This window comes from Mesorhizobium ciceri WSM4083 (assembly GCF_000519305.1).
Taxonomy (GTDB): Bacteria; Pseudomonadota; Alphaproteobacteria; order Rhizobiales; family Rhizobiaceae; genus Mesorhizobium; species Mesorhizobium ciceri_B.
The window spans coordinates 343,000-363,591 of record NZ_JAFG01000006.1 but is presented as its reverse complement, the minus strand read 5'-3'; the positions used below and the strand labels follow the sequence as shown (position 1 = coordinate 363,591).

The window sequence follows — 20,592 nt, the reverse complement described above, 5'->3', positions numbered from 1 at the left end:
GGGCGCTTTTTGTCCGGCGCGATGACCCCTTCAGTCCCCCAATGGCAAACGCGGATCGTCGACTTTCAACGTGTTCACGCTCTGCTTGATGCGGCGCAGATTCTCCAAAACCCTTGGTCCGCGCGTCTCGGCGACCGAGGTGACGATCATGTCGACGATCGACAGCAGCGCATAGCGCGACGATGTCGGCTTGTAGATGTTGCCGTCCTCGAGCGACTGGAACTGAATGACGGTGTCGGCGACCTTGGCGAGTGCGGAGTCCGGCGGGGTGATGGCGATCGTGGTGGCGCCATATTGCTGGGCGACCTGCACCGCATCGATGACCGATCGCGCATAGCCGGAGACGGAGAAGGCGATCAGGGTGGTGTCAGGCGTGGCAACGGCGGCGTACATGCGTTGCAATTGTCCGTCGATCTGCGCCAGCACCGACACGCCAAGCCTGAACAGCCGGTTCTGCATTTCGGTCGCCATCATGGACGAAATGCCACCGGAGCCGATGCACAGCACGTTACCGGAAACAGCGATGCGCGCGGCGACTGCGACCAGCGTCGTCATGTCGAGGTTTTCGCTGGCGCGCTGGATGGCCGATATTGCCGCTTCGGTGATGGCTGAAGCGATGCGCTGTTCGCGGGCATCGCGGCTCAACGGCTCCGGCGACAGATACTGGCCGCCGATGGCGATGGCTTGCGCCAGATAAAATTTGAAGTCGCGCAGGCCCTCGCAGCCGAGGTTGCGGCAGAACCGCGTCACCGTCGGCTCGCTGACACCGACGCGCAAGGCAATTTCCGAAATGGCCGCCTTGGAAACGAAATCGAGATCGGCAAGTACGAAGCCGGCCAGCTTGCGATCCGACTTCGTTCCGTCCTGCGACATCAGCTGCAGGCGGGTGATGATGTCGGCCGGTGTCTTCATGCTGCTATTTTCATAGAGGCAGGCCCGTTGCCTTGTCGAACAGATGGATGTTGCCGGGGTCGACCGAGACCGGCAGCAGGTCTCCCGGCCTGACCGGCACCCTGTCACGGAACACGGCGCGTACCGTATCAGCACCGATAGCGCCATAGACATGTGTTTCGGAGCCGGTGGGCTCGACGACATCCACCCTGATCGCCATCGCGTCGACAGCCTCGCCGATGACAAAATGCTCGGGCCGGATGCCAGCCTCCACCGCGCTGTCCGCCGGCACCTGTTTGCCGGCAAGCGCAAGCCGCCCGCCACCGGCCGATTCGAACCAGGTTTTCCCGGGTGTCGTCTTGAGCGAACCGGACACAAAGCTCATCGACGGCGAGCCGAGGAAGGAGGCGACGAACTTGTTGGCCGGCCTGTCATAGAGCTCCAGCGGCGCCCCGACCTGCTGGATCCTGCCGCGGTCCATCACGACGATGCGGTCGGCCATCGTCATGGCCTCGATCTGGTCGTGGGTGACATAGACGATCGTCGATTTCAGCCGCTGGTGCAGCGCCTTGATCTCGACGCGCATCTGCACGCGCAATTGTGCGTCGAGATTGGACAGCGGCTCGTCGAACAGAAACACAGACGGTTCGCGCACGATGGCGCGGCCCATGGCGACGCGCTGGCGCTGGCCGCCTGACAGCTGGCGGGGATAGCGGTCGAGATAGGAGAAGAGATTAAGGACGCCGGACGCCTTCTTGACCTTCTCATCGACCACCGTGCGCGCCTCGCCGCGTATCTTCGGGCCAAAGCCGATATTGTCTGACGCCTTCAGGTGCGGAAACAGCGCATAGGACTGGAACACCATGGCGATGTTGCGCTGCTGCGGCGGCAGCGCATTGGCGCGCACGCCGCCGATCAACAGATCGCCGGAGGTGATCGTCTCCAGGCCGGCGAGCATGCGCAGCAAGGTCGACTTGCCGCAGCCGGACGGGCCGACCAGGACGACGAACTCGCCGCTTTTGATATCGAGGCTGATGTTTTCGAGTATCTTGTGCTGGCCGAAGGATTTCGACAGGTCGCGGAACTCGACGTCGGTCATGCTCACGCTCCCAATATGTCGTCGATGAAGGGCAGGCAACCGGCGGTCAGTCCCGCGTCCACGGGCATCACCACACCTGTTATTCCCGATGCGCGATCGGACGCAAGGAAGGCGACGGCTTCCGCCACTTCCGCTGCGTTGACGATGCGGCCGAGCGGATAGAGCCGCTGCAATTTGCCGAGGATTTCGGGATCCTTGGCAAGGCGGTGGTCCCAGGCGGCGGTGCGGATCGATCCGGGGCAGACGACATTGGCGCGCAGGCCGCTGCGGCCGAGTTCGACGGCGATCGCCTTGGCATAGGCGTTGATGCCGGCCTTGGCCGCGGCATAGGCGGGGTTGCCGAAATGCGCGATGGCGTTGACCGAGGAGATGAAGACGACGCTGCCCGAGCCGCGGCCAGCCATCGCCTTGACCAGCGGGTCGGCGAAGTTCATCACGCCGGTCAGGTTGAGGTCGAGTTCCTGCTCTATCCTGCCGGGATTGAGCGCCGAGATCGTTTCGGCGCGCGTCCAGCCGGCATTGTTGACGAGAATGTCGGGCACGCCATCCCGGTCGAGGATCGCGGCGATCGCCGTCGCTATCGATGCCTTGTCGAGAAGATCGAAGACGTGGCGAGAGGCAAGGTGCTGGCTCTTCAACGCCTCGCTTGACTGGTCGCAGCCGACGACCCTGGCGCCCCTTTGTGCCATCAGCGCCACGATGGCCGTGCCGAGGCCGCCGCCAGCACCCGTCACCACGACGGTCTTGCCCTCGAACTCGGCCCTGCCTTCGAACTCGGATTGCGAAACCACCGTGCGTCATCCTCCGGGAGTTCTGACAGATCGCATAAGGCCTAGGCCTGTAAATGTAATTAAGCAACAGAATAATCCGCTTGCAAGCCTTCAAATCATCGATAATGTAGGAAAGTCACATAATCTTCTGCTCCGGCACGAAGAGGCGCGCAGGCGCAAAATCAAAATGGGAGAGATCAAATGAGCCTTGCAAAATGGACTGCCGGCCTGATGGCCGGAATGAGCATGCTGGCAATTGCGGCGCAGGCGGATGCTGGCGAGGTGCGGGTCACCGTGGCCGAGTACAGCGCCAAGACTGCTCCCTATTTCGCCGACGTCAAGAAGGAATTCGAGGCGGCGAACCCCGGCATATCAGTCAAGTTCGAAGTGGTGCCGTGGGATGTGCTGCTGCAGAAGCTGACCACCGACATCACCGCCGGCACCAATGCCGATCTGTCGATCATCGGCACACGCTGGCTGATCGACTTCGTCCAGCAGGATGTCGCCGAGCCGCTCGACGGCTACATCAAGCCCGACTTCAAGGACCGCTTCATCGACACCTTCCTGTCGCCCTCGATCATGGACGGCAAGACCTACGGCCTGCCGATCGCGGCCTCGGCCCGCGCCATGTACTACAACAAGGAGCTGTTCGAGAAGGCCGGCATCGCCAAACCGCCGGCAAGCTGGACCGAGCTGCAGGAAGATGCGCGCAAGATCAAGGCGTTGGGGTCCGGCACGTTCGGCTTCGGCCTGCAGGGCAAGGAGATCGAGACCGACGTCTATTACTATTATGCGATGTGGTCCCAAGGTACCGAAATCCTCAACAAGGACGGCACTTCGGGCCTGAGCACGCCAGGTGCGCTTGAGGCCGCCAAGCTCTACAAGTCGATGATCGACGAAGGCCTGACGGAACCCGGCGTCACCTCCAACAACCGCGAAGACGTGCAGAACCTGTTCAAGCAGGGCAAGGTCGGCATGATGATCACGGCACCCTTCCTGTCCAACCAGATCAAGGACGAGGCGCCGAACCTGAAATACGGCGTGGCAGCCATTCCGGCCGGCCCGACCGGCGCGCGCGGCACTTATGGCGTCACCGATTCCATCATCATGTTCAAGAACTCCAAGAACAAGGACGAGGCCTGGAAACTGCTCGATTTCCTGTTCACCACGGAGCAGCGCGCCAAGTTCACGCAAGGCGAAGGCTTCCTGCCGGTGAACAAGGAAGAGGCCAAGATGGACTACTACGTCAACAATGCCGATCTGGCGGCGTTCACGGCGCTGCTGCCCGACGCCCGCTTTGCGCCGGTCATCCCGGGCTGGGAAGAGGTCGCCCAGATCACGTCGGACGCCATGCAGAAAATCTATCTCGGCGGCGATCCCGAGGCAGGCTTGAAGGAAGCGGCGGCGAAGGCCAACGCGGTGCTGAAGAAATAGGGCGTATCTCCCTGCGCCCGTGGCGCGCCCCAGACTCAGGCGGGGCGCGCCACATCTTGCAGACTTGAGCAGCTAGCAGACTTGAGCGGAAAGATAGTTCGTCGATGTCAGCTTCGCCCCAGCGAGGCTCGTTTCCTCTCCCCCGTCGATCGGGGGAGAGGTGTCGAGCGAAGCTCGACGGAGTGGGGGNCGATCCTTGAGCACAGGTGAGGCGATACTTCAGCGCCCTTCCTATGTCCGTTCGCGGCGATTGCCCGGTGGTTCCCCCACTCCGTCTCGGCTTCGCCGAGCCACCTCTCCCCCCTCCGGAGGGAGAGGAAACGAGCCTGGCGGGGAGAGGAACGGCCCGTTCCGCAACTGCTTCGGAGGGCGGGCGGGCAGGTGAGGGGCGCGCCGACGGTTTGCAAGGAATCCTGAAGCGGTGCCTTGAGAGGAATGAGGCGAGATCAAGTCAATCTCTTAAGCCAGCGCAATCCAATCTCCACCCGCAACACGGTACAAAGCCAGCCGATGCAAAACCGTTTCTTGCCCTATCTCCTGACCTTGCCCAGCCTGTTTCTGGCGGCGGTGGTCATCTTCTGGCCGGTCTGGGACCTGATCCAGATCTCGACGCATGAGGTCAGCCGCTTCGGCCAGCTTCGCGACTTCAACGACTTCGCCAATTTCGCGGCACTCGCTGCCGATCCCGATTTCACGGCCGCGCTTTGGCGCACCGGCCAATGGACGGTGATGGTGGTCGGCGGTGCGCTTCTCTTGTCGATCCCGGTGGCGATGATCCTCAACACCGATTTCTATGGCCGCGGCATCGCCCGCGTCATCATCATGCTGCCCTGGGCGGTGTCGCTGACCATGACCGCGGTGGTCTGGCGCTGGGCGCTGAGCGGCGAAAGCGGCATGCTCAATTCGGCGCTGATAGGCCTCGGGCTCATCGATCACAACATCCAATGGCTGGCGAGCGCCGAAACCGCCTTTCCGATGCAGGTGCTGATCGGCATCCTGGTGACGGTGCCGTTCACGACGACGATCTTCCTCGGCGGTCTGTCGTCGATCCCGGACGACCTCTACGAGGCGGCGGCGCTCGAAGGGGCGACGCCGCTGCAGCAGTTCCGCGAAATCACCTTTCCGCTCCTGAAACCGTTCATCAACATCGCCATCGTGCTCAACACCATCTACGTCTTCAATTCTTTCCCGATCATCTGGGTGATGACGCAGGGCGGCCCGGCCAACTCGACCGATATCCTGGTCACCCATCTCTACAAGCTGGCCTTCCGCATCGGCAAGCTGGGCGAAGCATCGGCGGTGTCGCTGGTGATGTTTGCCATATTGCTGGTCTTCACCATGATCTATGTGCGGCTGGCGATGCGGGAGCAACGCACATGACGAGCAAGCTGAAGCGCTCCATCATCGCCTGGCTGCTGCTGGCGCCGCTGATCGTGGTGACGCTCTTTCCCTTCGCCGTGATGTTCCTGACTGCGGTCAAGCCGAGACAGGAAGTGCTGTCGCCGACCTGGTGGCCAAGCGAATTCCGCTGGTCCAACTTCTCCGATATGTGGGTGGCAACCGGCTTCGGCCAGGCGCTGCTCAATTCGCTCTACGTGTCTGTAATCGCCACCGTCGGCGCCATCCTGATCTCGGTTCCGGCGGCCTATGCGATGTCGCGCTTCCGCTTTGCCGGCTACGGCGCCTTGCGCCAGTTCCTGCTGATTTCGCAGATGATCTCGCCGATCGTGCTGGTGCTCGGCCTGTTCCGGCTGATGGCCGCCTGGGGCCTGGTCGAAAGCACGACGGCGCTCGGCTTCATCTACATGGCCTTCAACGTCGCCTTCACGGTGTGGATGCTGCAGAGCTATTTCGACACCATCCCGCGCGATCTCGAGGAAGCCGCTTGGATGGAAGGCGCCGGTCGCTGGCTGACCTTGCGCAAGGTGTTCCTGCCGCTGTGCCTGCCGGCGATCGCGGTGACGGCGATCTTCACCTTCATCAACGCCTGGAACGAATTCGTCGTGGCGCTCACCATGCTGCGCAGCCAGGAAAGCTACACACTGCCGATCCAGGTCTTCTCGCTGGTCGCCGGCCGCTACACCATCGAATGGCATCACGTCATGGCCGCGACGCTGCTGGCGACCTTGCCGGTGGCCATCCTGTTCATCTGGCTGCAGCGCTACCTCGTTAGAGGCCTGGCACTCGGGGCGGTCAAATAGCGCCTATTCACGGACGGAGCTTTCATGCGCATTTTCACCGCCTCGCTGGCGACGGAAACCAACACCTTCTCGCCGGTGCCGACCGATAGGGCTTCGTTCGAGATGGCCTTCTATGCCGGCCCCGGCAAGCATCCGGAAACGCCGACGCTGTGCTCCTCGCCGATGGTGGCGCTTCGCCGGCGAGCCGTGGCCGAAGGCCTCGATGTCATCGAGGGCACCGCAACCTGGGCGGAGCCGGGCGGCCTGGTGCAGCGGCAGACCTATGAGGCGCTGCGCGACGAGATCCTTGACCAGCTCAAGGCAGCGCTGCCGGTCGATGCCGTCATCCTCGGTCTGCATGGCGCCATGGTGGCGCAAGGCTATGACGACTGCGAAGGCGACCTGCTCGAACGGGTTCGCGCAATGGTCGGGCCGCAGGTGGTGATCGCCGTGGAACTCGATCCGCACAGCCATCTGACACCGAAGCGCGTGGCGGCCTCCGACATCCTCGCCTACTTCCTCGAATTTCCGCACACCGATTTTTATGAGCGCGGCGAACACGTCGTCGAGCTTGGGCTTGCGGCGGCGAGGGGCGAGATCAAGCCGGTCATTTCGAGCTTCGATTGCCGCATGATCCAGGTGCTGCCGACCAGCCGCGAACCGATGCGCTCCTTCGTAGACCGCATCAAGGCGTTGCACGGCAAGGACGGCGTGCTGTCGGTCTCGGTCATCCACGGCTTCATGGCGGCCGACGTGGCCGAGATGGGCACGCGCATCCTGGTCGTCACCGACAATGACAAGGCCAAGGGCGACGCGCTGGCGGAACGGCTCGGGCGGGAACTCTATGCGCTGCGCGAAAAGACGGCGATGACGATGCTGAGCGCCGCCGACGGCATCGACCGGGCGCTGGCCGTGCGCGCCGAGAATCCCGGCAAGCCGGTGGTCATCGCCGATATCTGGGACAATCCCGGCGGCGGTGTGCCAGGCGACGGCACCCTCGTGCTGCGCCAGATGCTGGCGCGTGGCCTGGACAGGTTCGCCGTGGCGACGATCTGGGATCCGATCGCGGTCACCTTCTGCCTGGCGGCGGGCGAGGGCGCGGTCATCGACCTGCGCTTCGGCGGCAAGGCCGGGCCGCAGGCCGGCGAGCCGATCGATGCGCGCGTGCGCGTGCTGAAGGCGGTTGCGGAGGGCTGGCAGAGTTTCGGGCCAAGCCGGGTGACGCTGGGGCCGACGGCGCTGGTCCGCCTCGAAGGCACCGAGGTCGACATCATCCTCAACACCAATCGCACACAGACCTTCGAGCCGGATATCTTTTCCAACATCGGCGTCGATCCGATGGCCAAGGACATGCTGCTGATCAAGTCGACCAATCATTTCTACGCCGGCTTCGAACCGATCGCCGCCGAGATCATCTATGTCTCGGCGCCGAGTTCGTATCCCAGCAATCCGGCGGTGACGGATTACAAGAAGCTGACGCGGCCGGTGTGGCCAAGGGTGACGGATCCTTGGAAGGATGCTGGTAATCTCCCCCCTTGAGGGGGAGATGGCCGCGAAGCGGCCAGAGGGGGTCGGTCCGACTGGACTCGGCCTGTTCTGCTTCGAAGAGGTCGGTGCTTTACGTGCGGCGACCCCCTCTGTCGCCTTCGGCGACATCTCCCCCTCGAGGGGGGAGATTATCCCGCGCTACACCAGTCCGCGCTTGGCCATCATCGCTTCCGGCGACGGCATCTTGCCGCGGAAGGCGGTGTAGAGTTCTTCCGGGTCCTTCGAACCGCCGGCGGCGTAGATGTTCTTGCGCAGCCGCTCGGCGAGCGCCGGGTTGAAGGGGTCGCCGGTTTCCTCGAAGGCGGCGAAAGCGTCGGCATCGAGCACTTCCGACCACATGTAGGAATAGTAGCCGGCCGAGTAGCCTTCCCCTGAGAAGACATGGCCGAAATGCGGGGTGCGGTGACGCATGGCTATGGTGTCCGGCATATGCAGCTCTGCAAGCGTTTCGGTTTCGAAACGAAGCGGCGCTTCAGGCGCATCCGCCCGCGCGTGATAGGCCATGTCCATCAAGGCGGAGGCGGTGAATTCGACCGTGGCGAAGCCAGCGCCAAAAGTCCGCGCGGCCAGCATCTTGTCGAGCAGCGCCTTGGGCATCGGCTTGCCGGTCTTCACGTGCAGCGCGTGCTTTTCCAGCACCGCCGGCACGGTCAGCCAATGCTCGTAGAGCTGCGAAGGCAGTTCGACGAAATCGCGGCTGACCGAAGTGCCCGAAACAGAGGGCCAGGTGACGTCGGTCAGCATGCCGTGCAGCGCATGGCCGAACTCGTGGAACAGCGTTTTCGCCTCGTCGACCGACAGCAGCGCCGGCTCGCCGGCCGGCGGCTTGGCGAAGTTCATGATGTTGTAGATGACCGGGCTCGCACCGTGGCCGAGCCTATAGCCGGACTGCAACGCGCTCATCCAGGCGCCAGAGCGCTTTGACGGCCGCGCGAAATAGTCGGCGAGGAACAGGCCGCGCTCGCTGCCATCGGCATTTTTCACCACGAAGACGCGGGCGTCGGGGTGCCAGGCCGCGATGCCCTTCTTCTCCTCGAAGGTGATGCCGAACAGCCGTGTCGCCACGTCGAAGCAGGCGTCGATGATCCGGTCGAGCTGCAGATAGGGTTTCAGTTCCGCCTCGTCGAAGGCGAATTTTTCCGCGCGCAGCTTTTCCTGGTAGAAGCGCCAGTCCCAGGCGGCGAATTTTTCGTTGCTGCCGGCCTCCGTCGCCAACCGCTGCAATTCGATCTGGTCGCTTGCTGCCTTTTCAAGCGCTTTTTCCCACACCGGATCGAGCAGCGCGTGCACGGCCTTCGGCGTCTTGGCCATGGTGTCATCGAGCTTCAGCGCGGCGAAAGAGGCATAGCCGAGCAGCTTTGCCTTTTCGGCGCGCAGGCGCAGCATGTCGCGCACCACGTTCGTGTTGTCGGTGGCGCCGCCATTCTGCCCGCGCATGGTGAAGGCGCGGAAGGCGATCTCGCGCAGATCGCGGCGTTCGGAGAAGGTCGAGAACGGCTCATAGATCGAGCGCGACAGGGTGACGGCATAGCGGCCCTTCTGGCCACGCATTTCGGCGGCCTCGGCCATGGAGCTTTTCACGAAGTCCGGCAGGCCGGTGAGGTCGGCTTCATCGAGGAACAGTGCCCAGTCGCGCTCGTCGGCCAGAACATTCTGGCCGAAAGCCGTGCCGAGCGAGGACAATTCCTCACTGATGCTTGCCAGCCGCTTCTTGCCGTCGGCATCGAGCTTGGCGCCGGAACGGACGAAGCCCTTCCAGGTCTTTTCCAGCACCCGCAGGGTCTCTGCGTCGAGCTTCAGGCTCTCACGGCGCTGGTAGAGATCGTCGATGCGGGCAAACAGCCGCTCATTCATCGAAATCGCCGAGAAATGCCTGGACATTTTCGGCGAGATGTCGCGCTCCAGCGCCTGGATCGTCTCATTGGTGTAGGCGCCGGCGCGGCACCAGAAGATCGACGAGACGCGGTCGAGCGCTTCGCCGCCGAGTTCCAGCGCGGCAAGCGTGTTCTCGATGGTCGGCGCATCCTTGTTACCGGCGATCGCTTCGATCTCGACCTCGTGCGCCTTCAGCGCCGCGTCGAAGACCGGGGAGAAGTCGCCGTCGCCAATGCGCGTGAAATCGGGCAGGCCGAGCGGCCCCTGCCACGCGGTCAGCGGATGGGCTGCGAGGTCGACGGCTTTCGTGGAAGGCATGGACAGTCTTTCGTTGGTGGGGGCAGGCAGGTGGGTCGTACCCGATGTAGGGCGCGGCCGGCGGACCCGCAATATGCGGATTTGGCCGATATCGGCCTCAGAAGCCGTCGCAGTTCTCGGCGATCGCCGCTTGCGAACTGGCGGTGATGCGGTTGTCGGTGACCGCGAAGGTTTCCTGCATCAGCATGTCGTTGTTGGGGAAATCGTAGCAGGCGACCACCGTGGTGACGCCATCTTCGCTCTTCTCGATCCGGTGCCGGATCGCAGCACCCGCAACGGCACCTTTCCATTGGTCGATCGAAGCGATGAATTCCTGCTTGCTTTGCACGATGCCGAGGTCGTCCAGCTTGATGCGGACATCGTCGGCGAGCAGGTCGGACAGTTCGGTGCGGTCGGCAACCAGCAGCGCCGAATACCAGCGGCTGATGAGGGCGCGATCATCGGCGCGGGCGGCAATAATCGCGATCAGCAGCGCGGCCGCCGTCAAAGCGGTCGACCTGATGTTCAGCACCTTGCGCGCCGTTGCCTTCATCCCAGCTCCGGCCGTTCGAAATCGCCGGTCTCCTTGTTCATCGTCCAGAGTTCACCGGTCGAGATGTCGAACCAGGCCCCATGCAGCGACAGTCGCCCCTTGCCCTCGAGAATCGAGACGCAGGGAAAGGTTCTGAGGTTGGCGATGGAATAGCGGATCGAGATGCGCTCCAGCGCGGTCTGGCGCTCCGACGCGGTCATGAAGGTGCTGGAGGAGACGGTTTCGGCCGCCGGCGCGATCAGGCTCATCCACTTGCCGATGAAGTCGCCCGGCGAAAGCGGCGCGGAATTGCTGTCGAGCGCGGCACGGATGCCGCCACAGCGGCCATGGCCCATGACGACGATGTTCTTGACCTTGAGGCTCTGCACGGCGAATTCAAGCGCCGCCGAGGTCGAATGGAACTCGCCGTCGGGAGCATAGGGCGGCACCAGATTGCCGACATTGCGCAGCACGAAGAGTTCGCCGGGCCCGGCGTCGAAGATCGCTTCGGGCGCCGAACGCGAATCGCAGCAGGCGACGATCATCGTCTCCGGCGCCTGGCCTTCGCGAGCGAGATCGCGATAGCGCCCGCTCTCTGTGAGATAGCGGCCATTCATGAAATTGCGATAGCCGGCGAGAAGATGTTCGGGAAGATGGGACATGGGCGGCGTCTGGAGCCTTTCCGGGTTGGATGCGGCAGCTCGTTGCAGTCTAGAGAGGCTCTAGCGGCAAAAGCCGGTCGCGAGCAATGCAGAATTATGAGGGCTGGCTAGAAATGCCATGCATCAAGCGCAACCTTGGCCAACAGCGTTACGCCCAGATGGCAACAGGAATGCCAAAGCTGTCGCGGCCCGGCGGGTCGGGCAGCGGCCGTGCCTCACCGCTGGCGATGCGACCGGCGATCAGCATCATCGCGGCCGCGTCGAGGAAATCATCGGCGGCTGCGCCGCGCGGCGGCGGCTGGTCGAGAAAGTCTGTCTCATAGCCGTGCCGGCAGAGCAGCGCCTTGCGTTCCGCCATGCCGGCCGGATTGATGCTGCCCTTGATCTTTTTCGGCAGCTGCATGGCCTGATCGCCGTTCAAGCGGCAGAAAGCGACTTCCGGATGCGATTCGAACACGCGGCCACGCAAATCGGGTCGCGCGATCAGCAGGGCGTCGATCTCGCGGATCTTGGCAAAAATGCCGAAGGCCTGGATCGAGACGCCGCGCGGCGGATCGGATGTGGTCAGGGCCACCTCGCTTGCCCTGATGTGCGCGGCATACCAAGCTTCGATGGTGGTGAAGCCGTTGGTGTCGGCATAGAGCGCGGCGCGGGAGGGGATCGAGAAGACGCTGGATTGGCGTGCCCCAAGCAGCGGCCGCGCCAGCGCTTCCGGGCCGCGCCCGCCCCTGCCCGAAAATTCGGGCAGGCCGATCGGCATGTCGACAGCGATGACAGCGTTTTCGGGAAGGGATGCGAGCAGGGCGGTGAAGGTTGCGAAGACACCGACCGACGGGGCCATGCCGGAAGCGCGGCCGACGGCGATCCAGCCGGCCTTGCAGCCATCGACGCCGACAAGCACGGCCTCAGTCGACGTCACGCCCGGCGGCCCCGCCCCGGATGCGTGAGGTGGCGAAGCTGGACCATCGCCATCGGATGCGACAGGCTCGGGGCATCGGTTTCAAGCTGCAGTTCGTCGCCGCCGCGCTTGGCGGTGCGCGCCAGGATCTCGTAGACCGCCGCCGTCGTCGATTGCAGCGCCTTGATCGCCGGCTGGCCGGACAGGATGCGTGCCAGGTAGACGGCCGCCGTCAGATCGCCCAGGCCATTCGGTGGCTTGTCGATCAGGCGATGTTCGGCGAGCAGCGCCTGGCTGCTATCGAGCAGGAGATTGCCGGTGCCGCCCGTCATCATCGACGGCGCCGAGGTGACCAGCATGGTCGATGGTCCGGCGTGGAGCGCCGCCGCGATCACCGATTTCAGGTCCGGCAACGCGGCGCCGGCCATCCATTCCAGTTCGTAGCGGTTGGGGGTGGCGATATCGGCGATCGGCATCAGCCGGTCGCGCATGGCGATGGCGGTTGGCTCGGGCACATAGAGGCCGCCCGAATCGCCCATCACCGGATCGCAGATATAGACCGCGTCCGGCGTCCTTGCTTTCACCGCAGCGACCAGCGAGGCGACGGCGTCGGCCTGGCCGGCCTCGCCGAGATAGCCGGACAGCACGGCGCCGACCTCACCCAGCCATGGCGCCCGCTCGAGATCGGCCATCAACGCCTTGAACTGGTCGAGCGGCGGCACGATGCGCGTCGCGCGCCCATGGCCGGGATGCCAGGGCAGGATGACGGTCGGCACTGCCCAGACCGGGAAACCCAGGGTCTCCAGCGCAAAGACTGCGGCACGGTTGCCGACCGAGCCGCGCGCGACATGGCTGGAAATGACGATGACCGCACGCGGCGCGTCGATTTGTTCGGCGCTCATTGTCGTTTGATTCCTAACTGCCCCGGATGACGTAAAGCACGAGCCAGACCATCAGGCCCAGCGCCAGCAGCAGGCCGAGCGTGCGGCCAAAGCGGGTGCCCCAGACTTCGATCGGATCGGCACGATCGGTATCGGCCGCCGTGACATGATCGTGCATGCCTTTCGCGGCCCGCGCTACAAACGAGTTGCCGGCCGGATCCGTCTCGCGCGCAATGCCCTCGAGGATACGGCGCGATTCCTTCTCGCTGTCCTGGCGCTCCGCCATGATGATGTCCCGTTTGGCCGGACCTTATCGCGTTCGCACGGCCAATCACAGACCCTTGCAGTGGCATTGGACATGCCAGGCGAGGGGCTGCCGGCGCGGGCGGTTTTCTTGCGCGCTGATTGTGGTAATGCTTGCCATGCAACTTCTACCGAGGGACCTCATCATGTTTGCCCAGCGCCTTGCCTCGCCGTCCACGTTCCGCACGCTGCCCGCCTTCCTGATGATGGCGATCGTGTTGCCGCTGCTTGCAGGCTGCGGCTACAACACCATCCCGACGGCGGAAGAAAACGCCAGGGCGGCATGGAGCGAGGTGCTGAACCAGTATCAGCGCCGCGCCGACCTCATCCCCAACCTGGTCGAGACGGTCAAGGGCTATGCCTCGCACGAAAAGGATACGCTCGACGCGGTGGTCGAGGCGCGCGCCAAGGCAACGCAGATCACGATAACACCGGAAACGCTGAAGGATCCCGAAGCCCTCAAGAAGTTCCAGGATGCCCAGGCGGGACTGACCAGCGCGCTGTCGCGGCTGATCGCGGTCTCGGAAGCCTATCCCGACCTCAAGGCCAACCAGAATTTCCTGGCGCTGCAAGCCCAGCTCGAAGGCACCGAGAACCGCATCGCGGTGTCGCGGCGCGACTACATCCAGGCGGTCAGGGACTACAATCTGACGCTGAGGACGTTCCCCTCGGTGCTGTGGGCGACCTTCTGGTTCCGCGGCAACGAGCCCTTCGCCAATTTCACCGTCGACGAAGACAAGATGCAGCCGCCGAAGGTCGATTTCGGCACGAAGCAGGGCGGGTGATCGTCGGAGCTGAACGTCGTGATCTTGCTGGCCGGTGAGAGGCGGCGCGTCATTCGTCTTGTCGCAGTCGTCCTCCTCGTCCTTGTGCCGCCGTTCTCGGCCCTCGCGGCCGATCTCCCGGCGCTGACCGGCCGTGTCGTCGACAATGCCGGCATCATCGATGCCGCGACCAGGGCGGCGCTGACCCAAAAACTCGCCGACTTCGAGACAAAAGGTTCCGACCAGATCGTCGTGGCGACGATCCCGAGCCTCGATGGCGAGGAGATCGAGCCCTACGCCAACCGGCTGTTCCGCTTCTGGAANCTNGGCCAGGCGNNNGANAANAANGGCGTGCTNCTGCTGGTNGCCCCNAACGACCGNAAGATGCGCATCGAGGTCGGTTATGGTCTGGAGGGCACGCTGACCGACCTGCACACCAAGCTGATCATCGAAAACGACATGGTGCCGGCCTTCCGCGCCGGGGACTTCTCCGGCGGCATCAGCAAAGCCGTAGACGACATGGTCATGGTGCTGGAAGGAAATCCGGAGGAGCTGGAGGCGCGCGGCGAGCGCAACCAGCAGGCGCCCTTCGAGTCCGACGACCTGTTCTTCACCGTGTTCATCGGCATCTGGATAACCATTATGGTCGGCAGTCTTGCTGTCTCCATCTTGCCGCCGATCTTCGGCCAGAAGCTCGGTCCCGGCCGCTACCGCTGGCTCGGCATGACCTTCGAGCCAAGCCGGCGGTCTTCCAGTGGCGGCTGGTCGTCGGGGAGTTCCGGCGGCGGCTGGTCTTCGGGGTCAAGCAGCGGTGGCGGCTTTTCCGGCGGCGGCGGTTCGTCGGGCGGCGGCGGCTCGTCGGGAAGCTGGTGATGGCATGACGATACCCAGCATCAGCCTATCTAGACCCGACCGCTTCGCCTCGGCTGTCCTGATGGCTGTGGCCGTGCTGTTCTCGTGCGTCATGTGCTACGCCGCCGACCTGCCGGCGCTGACCGGCCGTGTCGTCGACAATGCCGGCATCATCGATGCCGCGACCAGGGCGGCGCTGACCCAAAAACTCGCCGACTTCGAGACAAAAGGTTCCGACCAGATCGTCGTGGCGACGATCCCCAGCCTCGATGGCGAGGAGATCGAGCCCTACGCCAACCGGCTGTTCCGCTTCTGGAAACTTGGCCAGGCGGGCGAGAACAATGGCGTGCTCCTGCTGGTTGCCCCGAACGACCGTAAGATGCGCATCGAGGTCGGTTATGGGCTGGAAGGGACGCTGACCGACCTGCATACCAAGCTCATCATCGAAAATGACATGGTGCCGGCCTTCCGCGCCGGCGACTTCTCCGGCGGCATCGGCAAAGCCGTCGATGACATGGTCATGGTGCTGGAAGGCAATCCGGAGGAGCTGGAAGCGCGAGGCAAGCGCAATCCCGCCGATGACAGCACGTCCATCGATCCGATCTTTGCCGTGTTCCTGATCCTGTGGGCGACGATGTTTTTCGGGGGGATGGCGATGGCGTTCCTGCCGCCGATGTTCGGCACGAAGCTGTCGCCGGGCGTGTACAAATGGCTGGGCATGACGTTTCGTTATGGCCGCGGGCCGAGCGGGTACTCGGGCAGTGGCTGGACAACCGGTTCGTCGTCAGGCAGCGGCTGGTCTTCGGGTTCGGGCAGTGGCTGGTCCTCGGGGTCAAGCGGCGGTGGCGGGTTTTCCGGTGGCGGCGGCTCGTCGGGTGGTGGCGGTTCTTCAGGAAGCTGGTGAGACAGATCATGGCAACACGACCAATCAGCCCGCAGGATCATGAGCGTATCGCAACCGCGATCCGCGCCGCCGAGGAGAAAACCGACGGCGAGATCTACTGTGTCGTGGCGCATGCCAGCGACGGCTATTTCTTCCCGGCCGCCTTCATGGCAACCGTGTACATGCTGATCGTCAGCCTGGCTGTCGGCTACGGTCTGGAGGCCTGGTGGCTGTCGATCCGGCTGCCGCATTTCGTCCTCGCCCAGCTCCTGGCGCTTGCCTGCGTGCTGGCCTTGTTGTGGGCGCTGCCCGGCATGCGCATCCATCTGGTGCCGAGGCGGCTGCGCTACCAGGCGGCGCACGCCAACGCGATCAAGCAGTTCCTTGCCCGCAACGTCCACCGCACCACGGCGCGCACCGGCGTGCTGGTCTTCGTCTCGATCGCTGAACGCTATGCCGAAGTGGTTGCCGATTCGGGCATCGACGCCAAGGTCGGCCAGCATGTCTGGGACGGTGTCGTGCGCGACCTTACCGCGCATGCCGGCGACGACCGGCTTGCCGACGGCTTCGTCAAGGCGATCGAGCAGGTTAGTGCGGTGCTGGCCGAGCATTTCCCGGTCACAGTGGGCGACAGCAACGAGCTGGACGACCATCTCGTAGAGATTTGAGCCTTTCCACAGAGGCGTCGAAGGCCTCTCACCAGGGGCGATGATCGCCTGTGAGAAAGCAGCCGGCGGGCCGCCCGGACTCTTGCAATCGGGCGATGCGGGTTTATGGTTAACAAATCATGAATACGCTGACGATCGACATCCGGAAAGCCGACCCGCGCGATGCCAGTGCCATCGCCGAGGTGCATCTGGAAGCCTGGCGCGGCGCCTATTCCGGCATCATTCCGCACCGCACCCTGACATCGATGATCAACCGCCGAGGCGCCGACTGGTGGGCGAATGCGATTCGCCGCGCCGCCACCGTTCTGGTCGTCGAAATCGGCGGCAAGATCGCCGGCTATGCGACGATCGGCAAGAACCGCGCCCGTGAACTGCGGCAGCAAGGCGAAATCTACGAATTGTACCTGCGGCCGGAATATCAGGGCATCGGGCTCGGCAGCCGCCTGTTTTCGGCAGCCAAGGCGCGGCTGGCCGATCACGGGCTGAAAGGCATGGTCGTGTGGGCGCTGGAGGACAACCAGAACGCGCTTGCCTTCTATGCCGGCGCCGGTGGCCGCGATGTTGCGGAAGGCGTCGAGATCTTCGAGCAGAAGGCGCTGAAGAAGGTCGCCTTCGTCTGGGAATGACAGCCCGGCCTTTCGGCAATTGGCGTTCCATCCGCACCCAGCACCATTCGCCGCATTGCACCATGACGCGTCGCCCGCTATCGATCGTCCATCGAGAGAGGGATTTAAGCCATGCGCATTGAAGCCATAGCCAGCGGAAAGAATCCGCCTGAGGACGTCAACGTCATCATCGAGGTGCCGATCGGCGGCGAGCCGATCAAGTACGAGATGGACAAGGAGGCCGGCACGCTGTTCGTCGACCGCTTCCTGCACACCTCGATGCGCTACCCCGGCAATTACGGCTTCGTGCCGCACACGCTGTCGGGCGACGGCGATCCGATCGACGTGCTGGTCTGCAACACGCGCGCCCTGGTGCCGGGCTGCGTCATCAACGTGCGGCCGATCGGCGTGCTGATCATGGAAGACAATGCCGGCCAGGATGAGAAGATCATCGCCGTGCCGTCACCGAAACTGACGCTGCGCTACGAGAACGTCACCGAATACACCCAGCTGCCCGACATCACGCGCCAGCAGGTGCAGCACTTCTTCGAGCACTACAAGGATCTCGAGCCCGGCAAATGGGTCAAGATCGAAGGTTGGCACGATTCCAAATATGCCAAGAAGATGATCGTCGACGCGATCGAGCGGGCCAAGACGAGCAAGTAGCTCGGCCGGTCAATTGTCCACCCGGCCGAAAGCCGGCACATTGCCGATGACGGTGCGCCTATCCTTGCCGCAGGCGAAGGTGCGTGCCTTGTCGTCGGCAAGCTTGCGCGCCTGATCGTTGGCGGTGGAATTGCCGGTGGCCAGCACCAGGCCGACGGTGCAGCCGTCGCGGGCGTCCATCTGGCCGACCTTGGCGACGAGCAGCACCTCGGTCGGCTTTTTCTCGTCCTCGGGATTGCTGATCGAGCGGCGATGGATGGCGGCATAGGGCACTGCCGTGTCGCCCCTGGTCTCGATGCGCCATTCGATCTTGGCTCCCGACGAATTGAAACCGGAAAAGCTCTCCCAGACCGTCGTCATGTCGCCGCCGGGCGGAAAGCCGTAGAACAGCGATTCACGCGCGTCGTCATAGGCGATCAGCACGGGATAGCCGCGATAGCCCGAACAGGCGAGTTCGGCCCAGTCGCCGTCGCCTTCCTCGGCCTGCGCGTAGGTCACGCAATCCTGCTTCGAGTCGAGATCGGTGTAGGCGCTGGAGATGCCGTCGGCGTGTGCAGCTTGGCAGAAGCCGGCGAGGGTGAGCGGAATCAGCAGGCTACGCATCGCGGGCATCTCCGTTGCAGGCCACCGCAGCGTATCGCTAAATGCTATTTCTTCAAGCTGGCTTCGATCAGCAGGTCGGCGTTGCGGGCGACCGCTTGCGCCGGACCGCCGAGCCCGAACAACTGGCCGCTGATATAGGCGCCCTCGATCAGCAGCAGCAGGCCGTCGCCGAGCGTGTCCGGATCTTGCGCGCCCATCGCAACCGCCATCCCGCGCAGCCGGCGGCGCAATTCCTGCTTGTTGGCCTCGCTGACCACGCGGGCCGGATGGCTGTGGTCGGGATATTCGACCGCCGCGTTGGTCATGCCGCAGCCGCGATAGTCCGCCACTTGCGTGCGCTTGCCGATGCGGGTCAGGAAAGCCTTGATCTGTGCGCGCGGGTCGCCGGGATGAGCGGCTACCGCCTCGTCGAAACGCTCCCAATATTCAAGATCGTACTGCCTGAGATAGGAGGCGGCCAGCTCATCCTTGGACGGAAAGCTGCGATAGAGGCTGGGCTTGGTGACGCCGGCACGTTTGACGATCTCGTCGACGCCGATCGCCCTGATGCCGCGCCGGTAGAACAGGTCATAGGCCACATCGAGGATCTTCTTGGCGGCCTTCGGCGGAGCGAATGCATGACCCTCGCTGATGGTCAGATCAATATTTTTGTCGGTTGGCATCGTGTGGCTCGATTGACAATGTTACCGATCGGTACGTATACATGTTCCTACCCTGCAACGTACCGGTCAGTAACATGATAGCTCAATCCCGCCCCTTTGGCCAGCGCTACGCTTTCGTCGTGGTCGGCGTGATCTTCCTTAGCCTGCTGGTCGCGGCTGGCCTGCGCTCCGCACCCTCTGTCATGATGCTGCCGCTGGAGACCAGTTTCGGCTGGCGGCGCGACGTCATCTCGCTGGCCGCCGGTGTCGGCATCCTGCTTTACGGCCTGACGGGGCCATTTGCCGCGGCCCTGATGGAGCGCATCGGGCTGCGCCGCACATTGCTGGCCTCGCTGGTGGTGATGTCAGGCTCCACTGCGCTCAGCCTGCTGATGACCAAGCCGTGGCATCTGTTCATCACCTGGGGCGTGTTCTCGGGCATTGGTTCCGGTGCTGTCGCCAGCGTGCTCGGCGCGACCATCGTCAACCGGTGGTTCAAGACCAATCGCGGGCTTGTCATGGGATTGATGTCGGCCTCCAGCGCCTCGGGCATGCTGGTGTTCCTGCCGCTGATCGCCGCGCTGGCGCAGTCGGGCGGCTGGCAGCCGGTCGTCATTGCGGTGGCGATCGCGACCGCTGCCCTGATACCGCTGGTCTGGCTGCTGGTGCCGGAGCGGCCGGCATCGATCGGCATGGTGCGCTATGGCGCCGAGGCCGACGACGTGCCGCCCACTCCGCCTGCGTCACAGGGCAATTTTCTGGCGCATACGTTCTCGACGCTGCGCCGTGCCGCCGGAACGCGGGTGTTCTGGTATCTGTTCGCCACCTTCTTCGTCTGCGGCTTCACCACCAACGGGCTGGTCGGCACGCATCTGATCGCGTTCTGCGGCGACATGGGCATCGGCGAAGTGCAGGCCGCCGGCCTGCTGTCGATGATGGGAATTTTCGACCTGATCGGTACGACGTTGTCGGGCTGGCTCACCGACCGCTACGACCCGCGCAAGCTGCTCGGCGTCTATTACGGCATCCGTGGCCTGTCTCTGATCTATCTGCCCTATTCCGGCTTCTCGGCCACCAGCCTGATCATCTTCGCCGTGCTCTATGGTCTCGACTGGATCGCCACCGTGCCGCCGACGCTGCGGCTCGCCAACGAGGCGTTCGGCGATCGCAGCGGGCCGATCGTGTTCGGCTGGATCGTCGCCGGGCACCAGATCGGTGCGGCCACAGCCGCCGCCTTTGGCGGCACCATGCGCGAGTTGCAGGGCAATTACGAACTGGCCTTCCTGATCGCCGGCATGACGGCAATCGCCGCCGCCTGTATCTCGCTGCTGATCAACACCAGCAAGCCGGCATTCGATCCGGAGCCGCAAACGGCCTGAGCGCGACGCTAATCTCCCCCCTCGAGGGGGAGATGGCCGCGAAGCGGCCAGAGGGGGTCGGTCCGACTGGGCTCGGCCTCTTGCGATAGAAGGAGGTTAGCGCTCCACGCGCGGCGACCCCCTCTGTCGCCTTCGGCGACATCTCCCCCTCGAGGGGGGAG

Annotated in this window: 21 protein-coding genes and 1 pseudogene; 11 read left to right on the top strand and 11 right to left on the bottom strand. The window is 63.9% G+C overall.

Annotated elements, in window-relative coordinates:
• Positions 1-30: 30 nt before the first annotated feature.
• The 3 genes from MESCI2_RS0115150 to MESCI2_RS0115140 are packed head-to-tail and all read right to left on the bottom strand — an operon-like array spanning position 31 to position 2,781.
• Positions 31-912, bottom strand: a complete 882-nt coding sequence (locus tag MESCI2_RS0115150) for a MurR/RpiR family transcriptional regulator (protein ID WP_027037327.1) — start codon at positions 910-912, stop codon at positions 31-33.
• Positions 913-922: 10 nt separating this feature from the next.
• Positions 923-1,990 carry an ABC transporter ATP-binding protein gene (locus MESCI2_RS0115145; RefSeq protein ID WP_027037326.1) on the bottom strand — a complete coding sequence of 356 codons (1,068 nt, stop codon included), beginning with the start codon at positions 1,988-1,990 and terminating at the stop codon, positions 923-925.
• A 2-nt stretch (positions 1,991-1,992) separates the two neighbouring features.
• On the bottom strand, positions 1,993-2,781 hold the full coding sequence (locus MESCI2_RS0115140) for an SDR family oxidoreductase (protein WP_027037325.1): 789 nt from the start codon (positions 2,779-2,781) through the stop codon (positions 1,993-1,995).
• A 180-nt stretch (positions 2,782-2,961) separates the two neighbouring features.
• Here MESCI2_RS0115140 and MESCI2_RS0115135 point away from each other — a divergent pair, with 180 nt between their 5' ends.
• The 4 genes from MESCI2_RS0115135 (at position 2,962) to MESCI2_RS0115120 (ending at position 7,913) form a co-directional block, all read left to right on the top strand.
• On the top strand, positions 2,962-4,194 hold the full coding sequence (locus tag MESCI2_RS0115135) for an ABC transporter substrate-binding protein (protein ID WP_027037324.1): 1,233 nt from the start codon (positions 2,962-2,964) through the stop codon (positions 4,192-4,194).
• 510 nt (positions 4,195-4,704) lie between these two features.
• Entirely contained in the window at positions 4,705-5,574 is an 870-nt protein-coding gene (locus MESCI2_RS0115130; protein ID WP_023811708.1) for a carbohydrate ABC transporter permease, read from the top strand.
• On the top strand, positions 5,571-6,395 hold the full coding sequence (locus MESCI2_RS0115125; protein WP_013528984.1) for a carbohydrate ABC transporter permease: 825 nt from the start codon (positions 5,571-5,573) through the stop codon (positions 6,393-6,395). Before MESCI2_RS0115130 ends, MESCI2_RS0115125 begins: the two co-directional genes overlap by 4 nt.
• A gap of 24 nt (positions 6,396-6,419) precedes the next feature.
• Positions 6,420-7,913 carry a M81 family metallopeptidase gene (locus MESCI2_RS0115120; RefSeq protein ID WP_027037323.1) on the top strand — a complete coding sequence of 498 codons (1,494 nt, stop codon included), beginning with the start codon at positions 6,420-6,422 and terminating at the stop codon, positions 7,911-7,913.
• A 147-nt stretch (positions 7,914-8,060) separates the two neighbouring features.
• Here the strand turns inward: MESCI2_RS0115120 and MESCI2_RS0115115 are convergent, their stop codons facing one another.
• From MESCI2_RS0115115 to MESCI2_RS0115090, 6 genes are all read right to left on the bottom strand, one after another.
• Entirely contained in the window at positions 8,061-10,115 is a 2,055-nt protein-coding gene (locus MESCI2_RS0115115; protein ID WP_027037322.1) for a M3 family metallopeptidase, read from the bottom strand.
• A 97-nt stretch (positions 10,116-10,212) separates the two neighbouring features.
• Positions 10,213-10,647 carry a hypothetical protein gene (locus MESCI2_RS0115110; RefSeq protein WP_027037321.1) on the bottom strand — a complete coding sequence of 145 codons (435 nt, stop codon included), beginning with the start codon at positions 10,645-10,647 and terminating at the stop codon, positions 10,213-10,215.
• Entirely contained in the window at positions 10,644-11,288 is a 645-nt protein-coding gene (locus MESCI2_RS0115105) for a carbonic anhydrase (protein ID WP_027037320.1), read from the bottom strand. The genes MESCI2_RS0115110 and MESCI2_RS0115105 overlap by 4 nt, the downstream gene beginning before the upstream one ends.
• 148 nt (positions 11,289-11,436) lie before the next feature.
• Positions 11,437-12,207: a DUF429 domain-containing protein gene (locus MESCI2_RS0115100; protein WP_027037319.1), complete on the bottom strand. Its 771-nt coding sequence runs from the start codon at positions 12,205-12,207 to the stop codon at positions 11,437-11,439.
• A complete protein-coding gene (gene pdxY, locus MESCI2_RS0115095) occupies positions 12,204-13,088 on the bottom strand; it encodes a pyridoxal kinase PdxY (protein ID WP_027037318.1) in 885 nt (294 codons plus the stop codon). Before pdxY ends, MESCI2_RS0115100 begins: the two co-directional genes overlap by 4 nt.
• A 13-nt stretch (positions 13,089-13,101) precedes the next feature.
• Entirely contained in the window at positions 13,102-13,353 is a 252-nt protein-coding gene (locus MESCI2_RS0115090; RefSeq protein ID WP_027037317.1) for a hypothetical protein, read from the bottom strand.
• A gap of 163 nt (positions 13,354-13,516) precedes the next feature.
• On the opposite strand from MESCI2_RS0115090, the gene MESCI2_RS0115085 reads away from it, so the two are divergent.
• From MESCI2_RS0115085 to ppa, 6 genes and pseudogenes are all read left to right on the top strand, one after another.
• On the top strand, positions 13,517-14,155 hold the full coding sequence (locus tag MESCI2_RS0115085; RefSeq protein ID WP_027037316.1) for a LemA family protein: 639 nt from the start codon (positions 13,517-13,519) through the stop codon (positions 14,153-14,155).
• Between the two features lie 51 nt (positions 14,156-14,206).
• Positions 14,207-15,007: pseudogene (locus tag MESCI2_RS0115080) on the top strand (TPM domain-containing protein).
• Positions 15,008-15,011: 4 nt separating this feature from the next.
• Entirely contained in the window at positions 15,012-15,890 is an 879-nt protein-coding gene (locus MESCI2_RS0115075) for a TPM domain-containing protein (protein ID WP_027037314.1), read from the top strand.
• 8 nt (positions 15,891-15,898) lie between these two features.
• Positions 15,899-16,537: a TPM domain-containing protein gene (locus MESCI2_RS0115070; RefSeq protein WP_027037313.1), complete on the top strand. Its 639-nt coding sequence runs from the start codon at positions 15,899-15,901 to the stop codon at positions 16,535-16,537.
• Between the two features lie 119 nt (positions 16,538-16,656).
• Positions 16,657-17,163, top strand: a complete 507-nt coding sequence (locus MESCI2_RS0115065; protein ID WP_013528996.1) for a GNAT family N-acetyltransferase — start codon at positions 16,657-16,659, stop codon at positions 17,161-17,163.
• A 111-nt stretch (positions 17,164-17,274) separates the two neighbouring features.
• Positions 17,275-17,808, top strand: coding sequence for an inorganic diphosphatase (gene ppa, locus MESCI2_RS0115060; protein ID WP_027037312.1), 534 nt, complete (start codon positions 17,275-17,277; stop codon positions 17,806-17,808).
• Positions 17,809-17,817: 9 nt separating this feature from the next.
• Here ppa and MESCI2_RS0115055 read toward each other — a convergent pair whose 3' ends face one another.
• Together MESCI2_RS0115055 and MESCI2_RS0115050 are read right to left on the bottom strand one after the other, a co-directional pair.
• The gene (locus MESCI2_RS0115055; RefSeq protein ID WP_027037311.1) at positions 17,818-18,411 is read right to left on the bottom strand and encodes a hypothetical protein; all 594 of its coding nucleotides are present in this window, start codon (positions 18,409-18,411) and stop codon (positions 17,818-17,820) included.
• A 44-nt stretch (positions 18,412-18,455) separates the two neighbouring features.
• Positions 18,456-19,073 carry a TetR/AcrR family transcriptional regulator gene (locus tag MESCI2_RS0115050; RefSeq protein WP_027037310.1) on the bottom strand — a complete coding sequence of 206 codons (618 nt, stop codon included), beginning with the start codon at positions 19,071-19,073 and terminating at the stop codon, positions 18,456-18,458.
• Positions 19,074-19,147: 74 nt separating this feature from the next.
• Between MESCI2_RS0115050 and MESCI2_RS0115045 the strand changes: the two genes are divergently transcribed.
• Entirely contained in the window at positions 19,148-20,431 is a 1,284-nt protein-coding gene (locus MESCI2_RS0115045; protein ID WP_027037309.1) for an MFS transporter, read from the top strand.
• Positions 20,432-20,592 lie beyond the last annotated feature (161 nt).

Bases quoted from the DNA above. Each gene is read 5' to 3' on its own strand.
- MESCI2_RS0115075 (WP_027037314.1), top strand. From the start codon at position 15,012: ATGACGATACCCAGCATCAGCCTATCTAGACCCGACCGCTTCGCCTCG.
- MESCI2_RS0115110 (WP_027037321.1), bottom strand. From the start codon at position 10,647: ATGAAGGCAACGGCGCGCAAGGTGCTGAACATCAGGTCGACCGCTTTG.
- MESCI2_RS0115125 (WP_013528984.1), top strand. From the start codon at position 5,571: ATGACGAGCAAGCTGAAGCGCTCCATCATCGCCTGGCTGCTGCTGGCG.
- MESCI2_RS0115120 (WP_027037323.1), top strand. From the start codon at position 6,420: ATGCGCATTTTCACCGCCTCGCTGGCGACGGAAACCAACACCTTCTCG.
- MESCI2_RS0115150 (WP_027037327.1), bottom strand. From the start codon at position 912: ATGAAGACACCGGCCGACATCATCACCCGCCTGCAGCTGATGTCGCAG.
- MESCI2_RS0115065 (WP_013528996.1), top strand. From the start codon at position 16,657: ATGAATACGCTGACGATCGACATCCGGAAAGCCGACCCGCGCGATGCC.
- MESCI2_RS0115050 (WP_027037310.1), bottom strand. From the start codon at position 19,073: ATGCCAACCGACAAAAATATTGATCTGACCATCAGCGAGGGTCATGCA.
- MESCI2_RS0115090 (WP_027037317.1), bottom strand. From the start codon at position 13,353: ATGGCGGAGCGCCAGGACAGCGAGAAGGAATCGCGCCGTATCCTCGAG.
- MESCI2_RS0115135 (WP_027037324.1), top strand. From the start codon at position 2,962: ATGAGCCTTGCAAAATGGACTGCCGGCCTGATGGCCGGAATGAGCATG.
- MESCI2_RS0115070 (WP_027037313.1), top strand. From the start codon at position 15,899: ATGGCAACACGACCAATCAGCCCGCAGGATCATGAGCGTATCGCAACC.
- MESCI2_RS0115145 (WP_027037326.1), bottom strand. From the start codon at position 1,990: ATGACCGACGTCGAGTTCCGCGACCTGTCGAAATCCTTCGGCCAGCAC.
- MESCI2_RS0115130 (WP_023811708.1), top strand. From the start codon at position 4,705: ATGCAAAACCGTTTCTTGCCCTATCTCCTGACCTTGCCCAGCCTGTTT.
- MESCI2_RS0115115 (WP_027037322.1), bottom strand. From the start codon at position 10,115: ATGCCTTCCACGAAAGCCGTCGACCTCGCAGCCCATCCGCTGACCGCG.
- ppa (WP_027037312.1), top strand. From the start codon at position 17,275: ATGCGCATTGAAGCCATAGCCAGCGGAAAGAATCCGCCTGAGGACGTC.
- pdxY (WP_027037318.1), bottom strand. From the start codon at position 13,088: ATGAGCGCCGAACAAATCGACGCGCCGCGTGCGGTCATCGTCATTTCC.
- MESCI2_RS0115045 (WP_027037309.1), top strand. From the start codon at position 19,148: ATGATAGCTCAATCCCGCCCCTTTGGCCAGCGCTACGCTTTCGTCGTG.
- MESCI2_RS0115055 (WP_027037311.1), bottom strand. From the start codon at position 18,411: ATGCGTAGCCTGCTGATTCCGCTCACCCTCGCCGGCTTCTGCCAAGCT.
- MESCI2_RS0115085 (WP_027037316.1), top strand. From the start codon at position 13,517: ATGTTTGCCCAGCGCCTTGCCTCGCCGTCCACGTTCCGCACGCTGCCC.
- MESCI2_RS0115105 (WP_027037320.1), bottom strand. From the start codon at position 11,288: ATGTCCCATCTTCCCGAACATCTTCTCGCCGGCTATCGCAATTTCATG.